This window comes from Phaeodactylibacter xiamenensis (assembly GCF_965229835.1).
GTDB lineage: Bacteria > Bacteroidota > Bacteroidia > Chitinophagales > Saprospiraceae > Phaeodactylibacter > Phaeodactylibacter xiamenensis.
In genome coordinates, this window is sequence record NZ_OZ245931.1 from 5,134,318 (window position 1) to 5,148,774 (window position 14,457).

The following is a 14,457-nucleotide window of genomic DNA, read 5'->3' on the forward strand; positions in this document are numbered from 1 at the left end:
AGCTATGCCGTTCGGAGCATTCGGCGGTTGATGGTATAAACAAGGGCCAGGATGGTAAAGGCAAATAGCACCAGCACCAGCGCGTACTGATTGGCCATACCGTAGTTCAGTGCTTCCACTTCATCGTAAATGGCGATGGAGGCGACCCGGGTCTCTCCGGGGATGTTGCCGCCGATCATCAGGATGACGCCAAATTCACCTACGGTGTGTGCAAAAGCGAGCACAATGCCGGTCAGTACTGCCGGCTTGATATTCGGCAACTCCACCCGCAGCAGAGTTTGCCAGACCGACTTACCGAGGCTGTAAGAGGCTTCCCGCAAGTGCTTTGGCAGGCTTTCGAACCCCGACTGAATGGGCTGCACCATGAAGGGCAGGCTGTAGATCAGCGAGCCTATGACCAGCCCGGCAAAGGAAAAGACCAGGCGGATATTGGCCGTTTCCACCAGCCAGTTGCCCAGCGCCGAGCGCGGGCTGAAAGCGAGCAGCAGGTAAAAGCCAAGGACCGTAGGCGGCAGCACCAGCGGCATACTGATGAGGGCTTCCAAAATAGGTTTGAAACGGCTTTGGGTACGGGATAGCAAAAAAGCAAGCGGCACCCCTATGAACAGCAGCAGCACGGTTGTGACCGCCGCCAACTGAAAGGTGAGCAACAGGGTTTGTCCGAATCCGCTGTCCATCTATGCGGTCTTTTCTTTGATGATGTTCAGGACTTCCTCCCGCTCTTCCGGGCTGTTGACATTCCTCAGCGCCTCCGGGTTTTCGGCATTCAGCAGTTCTACATTGGAATTGATGAGGACCTTGCGCGGGCAGGAGTAGCCCTGGGCCAGGAATTGCAGCAAAATGGGATAGGCGCGGGGCTCCCATATCGTGATCAGGGGCTCCGGAAACTCGGTAACCGGGCTGTTGAATGCGGTAGCTGCTTTGGATACATTGCGGTAGCCGACCAGTTGGGAAAGCGTGGCGTCATCCAACAGGGGCAGGTCACAGGCGACCACCAGCCATGCTGCATCCGGATTTTGCCGGAAGGCAGAGAGTATGCCACCAAAGGGCCCCAGCCCGGTGAAGGTGTCGGTAAGGGGATTTTTCAAGGCTTCGGCCTGATCGGGGCGGCAGGACAGAAAGGTTTCCTTGCAGTAATGCCCGATAAGGTCGGCAACGTGGTCGCGTTGTGGGCGGCCGTGGTACTCAATCAGGCCCTTGTCTTCACCCATGCGCTCGCTTTTACCACCTGCCAGCACCAGCCCGTACAGGGGCGGGGCAGAGGCATTGAGCTCTTTTTCTACAAAAAGCGGGATACCGGCATGGTCCTCCAGCTTCATTTGCGGTATGTTGCTGAAGCCTTCCAGCGCTTCCCGCAGCCAGGGATAGGGCTCCTTGACGCCCTCTGCCAGCAGCACCAGCCTTACATCAGTCAGCCGGTCGAGTTTGCGCCGAAGCGAATCTTCTTTTCGGGGGTCAATGACCACAATCTGCCGTTTGGCTTTGAAGTGGTTGCCATTGACGATGACCGCATCCTGATCGTTGAAGCGCCACCGGAACTGATGGGTGCCCAGCTCCGCTTTCTGATCAAAGCGGTGATAGTGGATTTTGTCTGTATAATTCAGGCAGGCACCGTGCGCCATCGCCCCGTCGTAGGAGGGCTCATCGTCGCCGTGGGCATGGTCGGCGTCGACATACCCTACGTTGTAGACTTCGCTCAACCGGTCGATAATGGCATAGGCCAGCTGCTGAATGTTGCCACAGGGCGTGCCCAGTATAGCCCACTCATTGCGATGGAATTCCCCGATTGCCGGGCGGGCAAGCTTGGTGTGTTTTTGGTGCTTCTTCTCTGAATTGGCCATGACATAGAGGTTTGTAAACTGCCGGTTTCAAAATTCGCAATGCTCAATGTAGTAAAAGCGTGGCAAACCCCAATTACCCGGGGCGCTTAAAATCCCGCTTGCCGCCGGTCTTTTCCATGAGCTTGGTCTCTTTAATCACAATATCATGGGAGAAAGCCTTGCACATGTCATATACCGTGAGGGCGGCTACGGTAGCGCCAGTCAGGGCTTCCATCTCCACGCCTGTCTTTGCGGTGATGCGGGCTGTGCAGTCAATGACCACTTCGCGCTGCTCATTCACCTGTATGTGGACCTCGCAGTTGTCCAGCCCCAGCGGATGGCAGAGGGGGATAAGCTCTCCGGTTTTTTTGGAGGCCATAATGCCGGCCAGGACAGCGGTCTGAAACACAGGCCCTTTCTTCGTATGCAGTTCCTGCCCCTCCAGCTGATCCATGATCTCATCGCCCAGCACGACTATGGAACGGGCGCGGGCGGTGCGGCGACTGACTTTTTTTGTGCCAACGTCCACCATATTGGGATTGCCTTCGGCATCAAGGTGCGTAAATGTGCTCATTGTGGTCTTGGTTTAACGGTAAAAAAGGAGTGGGAAGACTTCCCCGGCGGCAAAGTCATTGCGCCCGCGGGGCAATTCCAGGAAGGCATCGGCGTCCGCGAGGTTGGCCAGATCGCCGGAGCCACGGCCTTCCACGGGGTGAGCCATGAGGCGGCCGGTAGCGGTATCGTAGTGCGTTTTGACCTGCAGGAAGTACGTCAGGTCGGGCTTGAAGTGGAAGTCTTTGGCCAGCACAGCGTGGGCATAGCCCATCGGCTCCAGTCCCAGACTGACGCGCAGCCAGGGGCGTACGTAGCGCTGTGTGCACATGAAGGAGGAAACGGGGTTGCCCGGTAGTGCAAAAATGGTGCATTGCCCTTCCACTTCCCCAAACCAGAACGGCTTGCCGGGGCGCTGTTTCACCTTGTGGAAATGCTTCTTCGCGCCAAGCGCTTCCAATGCGGCCGGCACATAATCGTACTTGCCTTTGGAAACGCCACCGCTCAGCAGAATGATGTCGTAATTTTGGATGCAGTTTCCCAGTGCTGTCTTGGTGGCTTCCAGCTCATCGTCAATGTGCAGGCGGTCTGCGGGGACACCCCAGCGGGACAAGGCCATCTGTATGGTGTGGGAGTTGGAGGTCCGGATCTGGTGGGGCTCGGGCGTGCTCGCTACAGGTACCAGTTCATCTCCGGTGGAGACAATTACGGCTTTGGGCATACGGGCGACTTCCAGCTCAGGCAGCCCTACCGTGGCCGCAACGCCAATCTCGGCCGGAGATAGCACGGCACCAGAGGCTACAATAAGATCGCCTGCCTGACGGTCGGTACCCTGCCCGTGCGCATTTTGGTACGCTTTGACGTTGGCGTCCGGTATGATTTGCGCCTGCCCTTCTTCAATTTGAAGGTCTTCGTAGCGGATGACCGTGTCTGTGCTGTGCGGTAAGGTGGCCCCGGTCATCACTTCCAGGCAACTACCTGCATCCATTAGCGTCAGCTGCGGGCTGCCGGCAGCCTGTATACCCTCCACAGGGAAGCGGCGTTGCCCCTTTTCATACGCGGCCCATTGAATGGCAATGCCGTCCATCGTAACCCGGGTGAAGGGGGGGAAGTCGCGGTCGGCACGGATATCTTGCCGCAGCACGCGCCCACTGCATTGCTCAAGGGGCAGCTTTTCTGTACCAAAATCCCGTTTTCGGCTGAGGACCAGCTGTGTGGCCTCCTGTATATCGATCATGGTCTTATTGATTAGATGACTGTCTAACAGATGAACTGAGGTTGGGGTTTAGGCATAGGCTAAAGACTGTGCCTGCGGAGGTAGAGCTTCCCGCTCTGCTCCAGCTTATCCAAGAGGCAAACAGCAAATGCTGCCAGGCTACACAAAAAGTGCAATTTGTTATGAATGCTCCAGGCTTTCAGGCCCTGCCAAAAGAAAAGCGGGAACAGGCGCGTTATGCCTGATCCCGCTCCCGGTATCTGATCGAAAGGATTTATACATGCAACGCCCGGTCAGCCGTAGCTGCCAGTGCCGCTTCCTTAGTCGCTTCGGTGTAAGTGGGGTGCGCGTGGCTCATCCGTGCGATATCCTCAGCGGAAGCCCGGAATTCCATAGCCGTCACCGCTTCGGCAATCATATCGGCGGTACGTGGGCCGACCATATGCACGCCAAGAACCTCATCGGTCTCCTTGTGGGCTAGGATTTTCACCATGCCCTCGGTGTCGGTGCTTGCCCGTGCCCGTCCCAGTGCCTTGAATGGGAATTTGCCGGACTTGTAGGGGATGCCTGCTTCCTTGAGCTGTTCTTCAGTCTGCCCAACGCTTGCTACCTCCGGCCAGGTATAGACCACACCCGGGATGAGGTTGTAGTCGATGTGCGGCTTTTCACCGGCAATGACTTCGGCGACGAATACGCCTTCCTCTTCAGCTTTGTGGGCAAGCATGGCCCCGCGGATGACATCACCAATGGCGTAGATGTTGTCTACGTTGGTCTTCAGGTGGGCATCTACCTCGATACGGCCACGATCGTCGGTTTGGATACCTACGTTTTCGAGCCCCAGCTTGTCGGTATAAGCATGGCGGCCAATAGCTACCAGGCAGTAGTCCGCGTTGATGGTGAAGGTTTCTTCAGCGTCCCGCTTCTCCACCGTTACGGTTACGCTCTTTTTGTTGACTTTGACGTCGCTCACCTTATGCTTGAGGTGGAATTTTACGCCGATTTTTTTCAGCGCGCGCATCAGCTCCTTGCCGCAGTCCTTGTCCATAGTGGGCAGGATGCGGTCCATGAACTCCACGACTTCCACTTCAGTGCCCAGGCGGGCAAAAACAGAGCCCAGCTCCAGCCCGATGACGCCACCGCCTACGAGTACCATGCGCTTAGGCACTTCATCGATATTGAGGGCTTCGGTAGAGGTAATGACCCGCTCTTTGTCATAGTTGAAAGCGGCTGGTACGATGGGCTTGGAGCCCGTTGCGATGATGATCTTGTCCGAGGTGATTTCCTCACTGGAGCCATCTTCTTTAGCAATGCTTACGGTATGCTTATCCACAAAAGAGCCATGCCCGTGGTAGACGTCGATTTTGTTCTTTTTCATCAGAAACTCCACGCCTTTGACCGTTTGGGCAACCACTTCATTTTTGCGGTTGATCATTTGCGGCATATTGACCTTGAGGCTCTTGAGCTCAATGCCGTGCTGCTCAAATTTTTCCCTGGCATTGTGGTAGTGCTCAGAGGAGTCGAGCAGGGCCTTGGAAGGGATACACCCTACATTGAGGCAGGTGCCACCGAGGCTGTTGTAGCGCTCGATGATAGCTGTCTTTTTCCCTAACTGTGCAGCCCGGATGGCTGCCACATAACCGCCCGGCCCGGAGCCGATTACGGTAACATCGTATTTCATGGCGTCGTTTTTTATCAATGAATACCAAAGGTAACCCTGAAGGGTTGATCAAAAAAGCGTCAACCCCATCAATGGTTTGTAAAATTTGTAAATGTACGGGCACAAGTTCAGCCTATACCAGCCTTAGGACTTATCACCATCCCCCTTGTTCCCGTTATTGTTGTTATTGCCACGGCCTCGTCCGCCTTTGCGGCGGCGGTTGCGTGAACGGCTCTTGCCATCGCCTTTTTTATTATCCTGGCTGCCTTTATCATCGCCCTTCTTGCCGGAGCTGTTGCTGCCTTTGTCCTGGCTGCCCTTGTTTTGTGCCTGGCTATTGTTGCTTCCCCTGGAGGTGCTGTTGCCGCCTTTGCCCCGGTTACCCGGCTTTTTCTTATTCTTTCGGCGCTTTTTGGAACGCTTTTCCTCTGGTAATTCTATTACGCCAGTTACGTCTTCAAAGCCCATATCGACCTCTTCCTCACTATCGGCCTCGAAGATGACCTGCAGGCTGACCAGGTCAGCGGGTTTTTCGCCTTTCCGGTTCATGGCTTTGATGTCCTTCACGCGGCTGGCCTCAAGGGTGTAGAGCTTTCCCCGGCCGGAATCTTTCTGATAGGCATAGTACATGAGCCCTTTGAAGATATCCGTCTTAACGAGTATGGCTGTACCTGCTTCCGTCTGCAGTTTATCAGCGTTTTTGGGGAACTGCTGCAGGGCATCGAGATAGGTATCCAGTTCATAATTGAGGCAGCACTTCAGGCGGCCGCACATGCCGGATAGCTTGGACTGATTGATCGCCAGGTTTTGGTAGCGGGCAGCGGCGGTGGTGACAGATTTAAAATCCGTCAACCAGGTGGAACAGCACAGCTCCCGCCCGCAGGACCCCAGTCCGCCAATGCGGGCAGATTCCTGTCGGGCACCAATCTGCCGCATTTCAATCTTCACCCGGAACTCCTTGGCATAGTGCCGGATGAGCTCCCGGAAATCGACCCTTCCGTCGGCTGTGTAGTAGAAGGTGGCCTTGCGCTTATCGCCTTGGTATTCCACATCGCCGATTTTCATCTCCAGCTTTAGGTTGCGGGCAATGGCGCGGGCGCGGACCATGGTCGTCATTTCGAGGCTCCGGGCTTCTGCCAGGCGCTCCAGGTCCCGTTCATTGGCTTTGCGGATGATCTTGTGGAGGACATCCTTTTCGGAGGTCTTCTTTTTCTTCATCTGCAAGCGCACCAGCTCTCCCGACAGGGTAATCCTGCCGACGTCGAGCCCGGTGCCGGTCTCCACCACCACATCATCGCCGGTAATAGAGCGGGTGTGGTCCTGATTGCGGTAAAACCCTTTGTGCGCACCGTTTTTGAAGCTGACTTCCACGATATCGAAAGGGTCGGTATCCACGACGTCCATGCTCGAAAGCCAGTCGTAGGTATTAAGCCGGTTACAGCCCCCGGTAGCGCAGCCGCCATTGCTTTTGCAGCCGTTTGGGGTGCCTGTTCCGCATGTCGTACATCCTGTACATCCCATAATGTCAATTATCAATTTATATGAACGGACGCCTCGCGTGCTAATACAGCCGCTGGGCGCTCAGGCCCTTGTAGGTGTCCGGTTGCTTTCGTTTTAGGATATGGTTCATTTGTATGGACGCATCGAGGAAGAGCACTTTGGGGTTGGCATTGCGCTCCACCGCAAAGATGCAGTCGCTGAAGAGTTGCATCAGCTGTTCTGCCTGATCGAGGTCCATCACGCCGGCCATCTTTTTGGCCGACTCTAATTCCTGGTTTTGCAGCCGTACTTTCACTTCGGGGCCTGCTGCGATGAGCAGGGTGATTTCCCGGAGGAAGTGCAGGGCGTACTGCAGGAAATGCTTTTGGTTTTCTCTGCCTTGCCCGGCAAAGTCTTCCGACCATTTGACCATTTTAACGGGGTTGCCCTGATAGCCATTGCGCATCCACTGTAAAAATAGCCGGGCGTGGTCGTTTTCGTTATGTTGAGCCAGTTTCAGGGCTTCATTGTAGTTGCCATTGGCCAGATAGGCGATACCGGCGGCTTGTGCTTCCGCCACCCCGCTTTGCACCAGCCCCTGCTGAATGGCTTCGTCGCTCAGGGCGCGCACGTTCACAATCTGGCAGCGGGAGAGGATGGTGTTCAGAATGAGTTCCTGCCGCTCAGCCACCAGCACAAACAGGGTACGCTCGGGCGGCTCCTCGATGAGCTTGAGCAGGCGGTTGCCTTCCTTGCCCAGGTATTCCGGCAGCCACAGGATAAGCACTTTGTGGGTGCTTTCAAAGGTTTTCAGGCTGAGCTTGCGGATGATGTTTACGCACTCCTCCTTAGTGATATTGCCCTGTTTGTTCTCCGCACCGATGTGCTGCAACCATTCATTGGCATTGAGGTAGGGGTTTTCGGCTATAGCAGACCGCCACTGCGGCAGAAAGGCCTCACTGGTCATCTTGCTGCCTACGGTAGGGTAGGAAAAGTGGAGGTCAGGATGGACAAGCTTGCTTGCTTTGATGCAGCTGGGGCATTTCCCGCACGCATCGGATTCGTTGGGATTAGCGCAAAGCACATACTGCGCAAAGGCCATCGCCATCGCCAGCTTACCCGAACCTTCAGGGCCGAGCAATAGCAGCGCATGGGGCATACGGCCACCGCCGGCCATAAGCCGGAGCCGGTCTTTTACTGCGGGCTGCCCTATGATGTCGCTAAAGCGCATGCCTTATGCTGATTTAGCGCTGAGCAGAAAAGGTGAGGATCAGGAAGTTATCCAGGAAAGTATACGGTCATCAAACGGGCTGACTGAAGAAGGGTAGGCGGCTTGGAGCTGCCCGGTTTCATCAATCAGGAATTTATGAAAATTCCATTGTACGGCGTGGTCGAGCACGCCATTTTCGGCTTTGTGCTGCAGCCATTGGTAAATGGGGTGGGGCGACTTCTTGATGCCGATTTTGGCGGTCATCGGGAAGGTCACCCCGTAGTTGCGGTCGCAGAAAGCCTGAATGTCGGCTTCGCTGCCCGGCTCCTGCCCTCCAAAATCGTTGCAGGGGAAGCCGATAACGACCAGTTTATCGTTGAATTCGTCGTATAATTCCTGAAGTTGCTGGTACTGCGGGGTATAGCCGCATTCCGAAGCAACATTAACTACTATGATTTTCTTTCCCGAAAAGTCGGAAAAGTCGATCTGTTGTCCACTGATGCTGTCCACCTCAAAGGTGTGAAAATGCCTCACGGTATTTGCTGTTCAGCGTATTAATAATGCGGGCTAAATTACGCTTTTTGGGGAGGATTGAAAAGGTTTGCGTGTCTTTTCGCTTTGCATAGCGGAGAACTTCCCGGTCTTTTTCCAACCAAGCCTGCCCTTTTTTGTTGTGGTAGGCGAATCTAATCCAAATCAAGCATGAGAGTAGCTGTTTTCCGTCGCGCCCACTTCAATGCCGCCCACCGGCTGTACAATCCCAACTGGAGCGATGAGAAGAATCAGGAGGTCTTCGGGCTGTGCAATAACCCCAACTACCATGGCCATAATTACGAACTGGAGGTCAAGGTAAGCGGAGAAGTAGACCCTGTGACGGGCTACCTGATCGACCTGAAAGTGCTCAAAGACATCATCAAAGAGCAAATCGAGCGGCGCTTCGACCATAAAAACCTGAACCTGGATACGGAGGAGTTCAAAAACCTCAATCCTACTGCCGAAAATATCTGTTACGTGATCTGGCAAATCCTGCGCGAGCACCTGGATGAGAAGTATGACATCGGCGTGCGCCTGTATGAGACGCCACGGAATTATGTGGAGTTTCCGGCGTAATGCCAGTTAGGGTGGTCTTTTACTCCGTCCGCCGTAGCCTTGCGAAGGCGGGCAGAACGCCTTAACTTATTGAGTTTAAAATTAGGTGGTTGTGGTACACGAGCGCAGCGACTGATGAAATAAACACCCACCTAATGTTTGCTAGACAGTTAGGGCAGTCTTTTACTCCGTCCGCCATAGCTGTGCGAAGGCGGGCAGAGTGCCCTAACTTATTGAGTTTAAAATTAGGTGGCTGTGGTACATGAGCGCAGCGACTGATGAAATAAACACCCACCTAATAGGGATATTAACTAAAAAAGCCTCTGCGGCAATCCACAGAGGCTTTTTAAGCTGGTAAGTCTGTAAAATTTACGGACGCACGGAGCTTTTCTTCAGGCGCAACGTCTTCACGATGCCCTTGTTGTTGTCCACCATGCTAGCCAGGTACAGACCATTTGGCAGGTCACCGATGTAGTACCGCTGCCCGGGCGCTACGTTGAAGCTGCGCATCTCACGGCCCAACACATTGTACAGTACCACCCGGTCTACGCCATTGCCACCGCGGATGTTGAAGTAGTCAGCGGTAGGGTTGGGGAAGACGGTGAGTGGGGTTGTGTTGAGATCGTTGGTGCTGCTTGGCAGCGAAGCTGTAAAATTAAAATCAGCTGATACTGCCACCTCATCAGGATTGGCAAGGTCGTAAACCTCCATAATGACGGTGCCTTCACCCGCTACACCTCTGGGGCGTAAATGGACATCAATGTTCGTTGTGTCTCCGGGGTTAAGTGTAATAGGTGCATTAAGCCCAAGGTCTTCCATGATGTTGGAGGATACCTGAGCAGGATAGCACTGGTTATTGTCACAGATCATGGTTTCCCACTCTTCAAGAATGTCAGGGTTTCTAACCCATTGGATAGAGACAGGTTCGTCTCCTTCATTAACAACATAGGCTTTACCGACAATTTCCATAAAGAGATCGTTGGGATCAGCTATGCCTTCTTTTTCAATGGTTTGCGGAGTGAAAACCAAAGAAACCTGTGCTTCAGTCACAAGTGCAGTGGAAAGGATAAATACAAAAAGGAGTATAGTTTGCTTCATGGATTCTAATTTTATTAAACAAAAGTCCGAATAAATTATAGAAATATCAACATCTCAAGTGCTAAATAAACTTTAAAGTAGTGGCTGCGACGAAATAAAGTCAGGTCAGCACTCCAATTTGGGGTACTGACCTGACCGTGAACCATCCGGGGAAACAAATGCCAGCCCGGCTTAAGTTCGATAGCTTATTCTACAATGACCTGCTTAACTGCTACCTGATTGCCGAGGTTGATCCGGAACGTATAGGCGCCTGAAGTCAGCCTGGAGGCATCAAAAGGAACAGATACTTCTCCGTTCAGGGTGCCCAGGTATTGGGTTGCAACGGTTTGCCCCATTGCATTGAACACCGTCAGGTCTACGGAGGTAGCACCATCAAGGTTAAGGGCAATATTAACGATGTCCGTTGCAGGGTTAGGGAAAATGTCCAACCGCTCGTTAGCCAGTTCAGGCTGAGTACTGGACAGGATATCGAAGTGCGCTTTGCCTGCGTTGACGATCGCGCCTGTGTTGCCGTCTATGAGCATCACTACTGCCGACATTAGCTCTGGGTTGTAACTAGCGGGTACTGTGTAAGTGTACGTTTGAGTTACTTCCTGGTCTGCTGTTACATTATCCGGGAAGACATTCTCTCCAAAGTAGCCACCAATGATTGCACGTGCTACATGATTGTAGTACATATCGCCTGCAAGAATAGGGTTCGGAGCAGCTTGCCAGTCCAATCCAGCACCTACGAGAGGGATATTCTGTGACTGGAAGCTGTAAAAGTTGGCTTGGTTGTATCCACTGCCGCTTCCCTGAATGCTATCTTCCAAAATGACTACATTCATACGCATGTCCAAATCGTCGATTAACGTGCGGAAGGTTGCTTTTGCTTCGATTGTTACCTCTCCGGTCGCAGGGTCAAAAGCAGCTGTCGCATCAACTGATGCAGGAGAAACCCGCTGTGTTAATTGGTTGTAGTAAGACTGGAAATCTGCAGTAGAGACGCCAACGTCCAATAATACCCGGTCTGCATTACAGCTTGGGTACCCGGAAAGCCCTATATTGTTGTCATACTCAGCAAAAGCCATAGGGTCACCATTGTGAACGGCAATACCGATAAAGGTCTCAGGGTATTGAGCAATCAGGTCTTCCATGGCAACAAATCCGCGGGGGCACCAACCACACCAGCTACCTGTACCTTCTTCGAGAACCATCCGCTTTACCGGAACCACAGAAACAGCAGAAATCCTTCCATCAACTACGTTATCTGTTTCATCATCTGTTTCACCGTTAGGATTGGAAACGGTAACTTGAATATCGTAAGTGATAGCCGCTGTAGGCATGAAAGTTGTACTGTGCGCATAATCAATAGACTGACCGTTACCCAAACCAAGGTCGGTGAGGTTGTCAGTGTAAGTGCTTGTGCCATCTGTCCATGTAACATCCAATGTGTTGATGGTATTCGCACCATCATTGGTAATAGTGGTGATGATTTCGACATCGTCGAGAATTTGATGGTACTGAGTTGTTGAAAATGCAGTAGCACTTACAGCCAGGGCTTGTATCGCTTCAACTTTGATGTCATCCACCAGCAGTAAGAATTGGTCGTTGGAGTTATTTCGCCAAGCGATGTAAATAGTTTGACCCACGTAGTCACCAAGCGCTGCGCTACGTTCAGTAAATTCGGTCACCTCAGCCGCAGTACTGAAAATAACATCAGTAAAGTCAGCCACTTCATTTCCAGTTGTAGATACGAGAACCTCATACCCATCCGGAAAACTGGCGTCCTGTGCTTTTGCGGACCAGCTCACAACGGTGTTTTCATTGGTGATTTCAATAGCTGGTGTAATCATCCAATCGTCTGCTGCCCCAGCCGGAGAGTACCAAGAGTTTGAAACGGCTACGTTTGTACCATTGCCGAATGCAGGGTTGGCCGCATTCCATGCATCTGGGTAGGCGGCAACATTAGGGTGTGGCGTAAGGCCATCCACATCGATCAGTGTCATAGGCTCAATGCCATTTTCAAAGTCTTGCTCGAAGAAGACCTGCGCAGTCGTTTCAGTCGCCTGCAGCATAAATAATGCGAGAATAAAGAGTATAGCTGCTCTCATACCTAAAAAAGGATTTAGTTAATATTCTGAAATAAAATCATGGCAACGGGCTTTCCCGCCACCAATTACTAGCGCAGCAAAGCTAAAGTAAAAATTGGATTTTGGGTCAGGGTGGTAGTTACTGTTTTTAAGAATGTACAGTTTGTTTGCCGCTTTTCTATGATTTGTAACCTTTCTGACATTTAAGAACGGGCATAGTCGGGCCCGGAGCACCCCTGCTTTATGGAGATGAGATGGGCATTCAGAAGCCGAAATTATAGCAATGACTCCTGTTGGAATACATACCAAAACCGCTCTGGTAAGGAGAAGGCAAGTTAGATCCTCTCTTAGTACAGCAGCCCAAACATCCAAAGCGGGATGCGCTGTGGTTGAGCGGTGGCAGCAGAATCGACAACTACGTAATGATGAGGGGCAGTGCCGATTTGTTTGGCCTCTTTGTTGGGGCCGCCGATTTCAAACCCTTATTCCTGCCCGGGCAAAGCGAACAGGAAGTCCCCCCTTTTTGGGCAGTAACAGCTGAGCCGGTGCAGCGCCCTGATGCGTGAGGGCATGGAGTTGATTGTAGAAAAAGGTTTCCCGCAGCGTTCCGATTGCGGTATCTGATTTTGTTTAGCCGATTAAACAGAAATGCTAAAAAGTGTTCAGTGGATTAAACAAAATTAGCTTCTTTTGCTGGGGTAGAGCTTCCCGCTCTGCTCCAGCTTATCCAGGAGAGGCAAACAGCAAATGCTGCCAGGCTATTCAAAAAGTGCAATTTGTTATGCGCACAATGATAACCTCACTTGCCTAGTGGTCTGTCAAGTGTTAATTTATGGGTTGAATGGGAGCGAATTTTGAGGCTAATCAAGGCGGATGTTCCCGCGCATAGCAGCGCTACGTAAGGGGTTATCCAACGAAGAGTAGCCTCAAAAGTCGCCGCAGGCAACCCCTAGTTTTAGCCTTGACAGACCACTAGTCTCCAACGTTACAGTTTCCTTACCGGTAAATCGCCCGCCGCAGCGCCCGCCAGTGCTTTTTCGTCATCCGTCCGGGAGTAAACAGGCAGATGCCCGCTGCGCCGTTATCCATAGAGACCTGCACTGCCGCTCCCAACTCCTCCGGGATCAGCCCGTGGTTTTCCGGGTCCGGCTGCCGGGCCTTGCTCTTCGGGTCCGGGCAGATGAACAAACCGCTGATAAGCGAAGCCCGGCCGTCAAGTGCTTCCACACCCTCTGCTGTCATCTCGCCGATCCATTCCACATCTTCCAGGTAAAAATCATTGTAGAGCATGGGGAAGACCTGATCAAGGTCCCATTGGTCCCATTCCTGCCGCACGATGCGCTTGGCCACAGAGTGTGGTCCCGGAAAGACGGCAGCGTTGATGCGCTTGTCTTGAGCGTGTACCTGCTCGGCCAGCCGGTTGACGATATTCGTAATCAGATCGTAACGGTACTGCTTCCAGGCTTGTACCTGTGTGGGGTCTTCCACGGATTTAATATCAATGCCGCTTTGCTCCTCGAAGCCTGAGGTACAGCGGTCGCAGTAGCAATAATCGTACTTGGGGTACTCTTTGTCCATCACCAGGCCGTACTTGTCCCACAGCCCGCGTGCCAGGATGACGTCCGGGAAGCGGATGTAGTCGAGGTGTACCGCAGCTACCTGCTCCACTTCAGCGACGCTCGTATACAACTCCTCCAGAAATTGGTATACGCCGGGTTCATTCGGGCACAGGAAAGTATAGTACGGCACATAAGCAGGCTTGTCATAAGCCGACTCCCCGGCCCGGTTGACAGCGTACCATTCCGGCTTCAGTTCGGGGCGGGGCTTTTGTACCATCGTGGGGATCCAGGCGTGGAGCCCAAGGCCAGCGGCTTCCGCCAGTTTTCCAATGCGCGCATAGTCAGCGGGGTCCTGTCCGCCGTTGTACATGAGGGTGTCCACCCCTTTGGCTTTCCAGTCGCTCAGGGTTTTCAGCACTTCATCGTCGGTTTTGTCATTCAGCCCGCCATCCCAGGCGTAGACCGGGATTTTACTGGCGCTGGAAGTCGGAGAGAGGGAAGAACAGCTTTGCAATAAGCCGATGCTGAGCAGCAACAAGCCCAGGAAAAGGGTAGAGGGTAACCGCATGATTTGTTTTTTGCCTGCCAATATAGGAAAAGAAAATTTTCATCGCCGACAATGCAGTTTTGATCTGTCCCCGTAAAGACATCAATCCAGTACAGTCTGCCTTTTTCCCTTCGGTCTGCTTATATTTGAATCTAATG

Annotated in this window: 12 protein-coding genes; 1 reads left to right on the top strand and 11 read right to left on the bottom strand. The window is 52.9% G+C overall.

Features of this window, described 5'->3' with window-relative positions; all coding sequences use genetic code 11:
* Nucleotides 1-2 precede the first annotated feature (2 nt).
* The 8 genes from modB to ACO08I_RS19635 form a co-directional block, all read right to left on the bottom strand.
* Nucleotides 3-677, bottom strand: coding sequence for a molybdate ABC transporter permease subunit (gene modB / locus ACO08I_RS19600; RefSeq protein WP_282782910.1), 675 nt, complete (start codon nt 675-677; stop codon nt 3-5).
* Nucleotides 678-1,841 (bottom strand): NTP transferase domain-containing protein, encoded by a 1,164-nt coding sequence (locus ACO08I_RS19605; RefSeq protein ID WP_282782912.1) that lies wholly within the window; start codon nt 1,839-1,841, stop codon nt 678-680.
* A 73-nt stretch (nt 1,842-1,914) separates the two neighbouring features.
* Nucleotides 1,915-2,394, bottom strand: a complete 480-nt coding sequence (gene moaC / locus ACO08I_RS19610; protein WP_044220179.1) for a cyclic pyranopterin monophosphate synthase MoaC — start codon at nt 2,392-2,394, stop codon at nt 1,915-1,917.
* 12 nt (nt 2,395-2,406) lie between these two features.
* Nucleotides 2,407-3,609, bottom strand: a complete 1,203-nt coding sequence (locus ACO08I_RS19615; protein WP_421946848.1) for a molybdopterin molybdotransferase MoeA — start codon at nt 3,607-3,609, stop codon at nt 2,407-2,409.
* A gap of 253 nt (nt 3,610-3,862) precedes the next feature.
* Nucleotides 3,863-5,266 (bottom strand): dihydrolipoyl dehydrogenase, encoded by a 1,404-nt coding sequence (gene lpdA / locus ACO08I_RS19620; protein WP_282782917.1) that lies wholly within the window; start codon nt 5,264-5,266, stop codon nt 3,863-3,865.
* Nucleotides 5,267-5,389: 123 nt separating this feature from the next.
* Entirely contained in the window at nt 5,390-6,766 is a 1,377-nt protein-coding gene (locus tag ACO08I_RS19625; protein WP_421946849.1) for a PSP1 domain-containing protein, read from the bottom strand.
* Between the two features lie 40 nt (nt 6,767-6,806).
* Nucleotides 6,807-7,955 carry an ATP-binding protein gene (locus tag ACO08I_RS19630; RefSeq protein WP_282782921.1) on the bottom strand — a complete coding sequence of 383 codons (1,149 nt, stop codon included), beginning with the start codon at nt 7,953-7,955 and terminating at the stop codon, nt 6,807-6,809.
* A gap of 39 nt (nt 7,956-7,994) precedes the next feature.
* Nucleotides 7,995-8,468: a glutathione peroxidase gene (locus tag ACO08I_RS19635; RefSeq protein ID WP_282782923.1), complete on the bottom strand. Its 474-nt coding sequence runs from the start codon at nt 8,466-8,468 to the stop codon at nt 7,995-7,997.
* 168 nt (nt 8,469-8,636) lie between these two features.
* Between ACO08I_RS19635 and ACO08I_RS19640 the strand changes: the two genes are divergently transcribed.
* A complete protein-coding gene (locus ACO08I_RS19640) occupies nt 8,637-9,044 on the top strand; it encodes a 6-carboxytetrahydropterin synthase (protein ID WP_044151835.1) in 408 nt (135 codons plus the stop codon).
* A gap of 348 nt (nt 9,045-9,392) precedes the next feature.
* Here the strand turns inward: ACO08I_RS19640 and ACO08I_RS19645 are convergent, their stop codons facing one another.
* The 3 genes from ACO08I_RS19645 to ACO08I_RS19655 form a co-directional block, all read right to left on the bottom strand.
* On the bottom strand, nt 9,393-10,121 hold the full coding sequence (locus ACO08I_RS19645; protein WP_421946850.1) for a T9SS type A sorting domain-containing protein: 729 nt from the start codon (nt 10,119-10,121) through the stop codon (nt 9,393-9,395).
* Between the two features lie 185 nt (nt 10,122-10,306).
* Nucleotides 10,307-12,214, bottom strand: coding sequence for a choice-of-anchor J domain-containing protein (locus ACO08I_RS19650; RefSeq protein ID WP_421946851.1), 1,908 nt, complete (start codon nt 12,212-12,214; stop codon nt 10,307-10,309).
* Between the two features lie 975 nt (nt 12,215-13,189).
* On the bottom strand, nt 13,190-14,320 hold the full coding sequence (locus ACO08I_RS19655; RefSeq protein WP_421946852.1) for a hypothetical protein: 1,131 nt from the start codon (nt 14,318-14,320) through the stop codon (nt 13,190-13,192).
* Between the last annotated feature and the right edge of the window lie 137 nt (nt 14,321-14,457).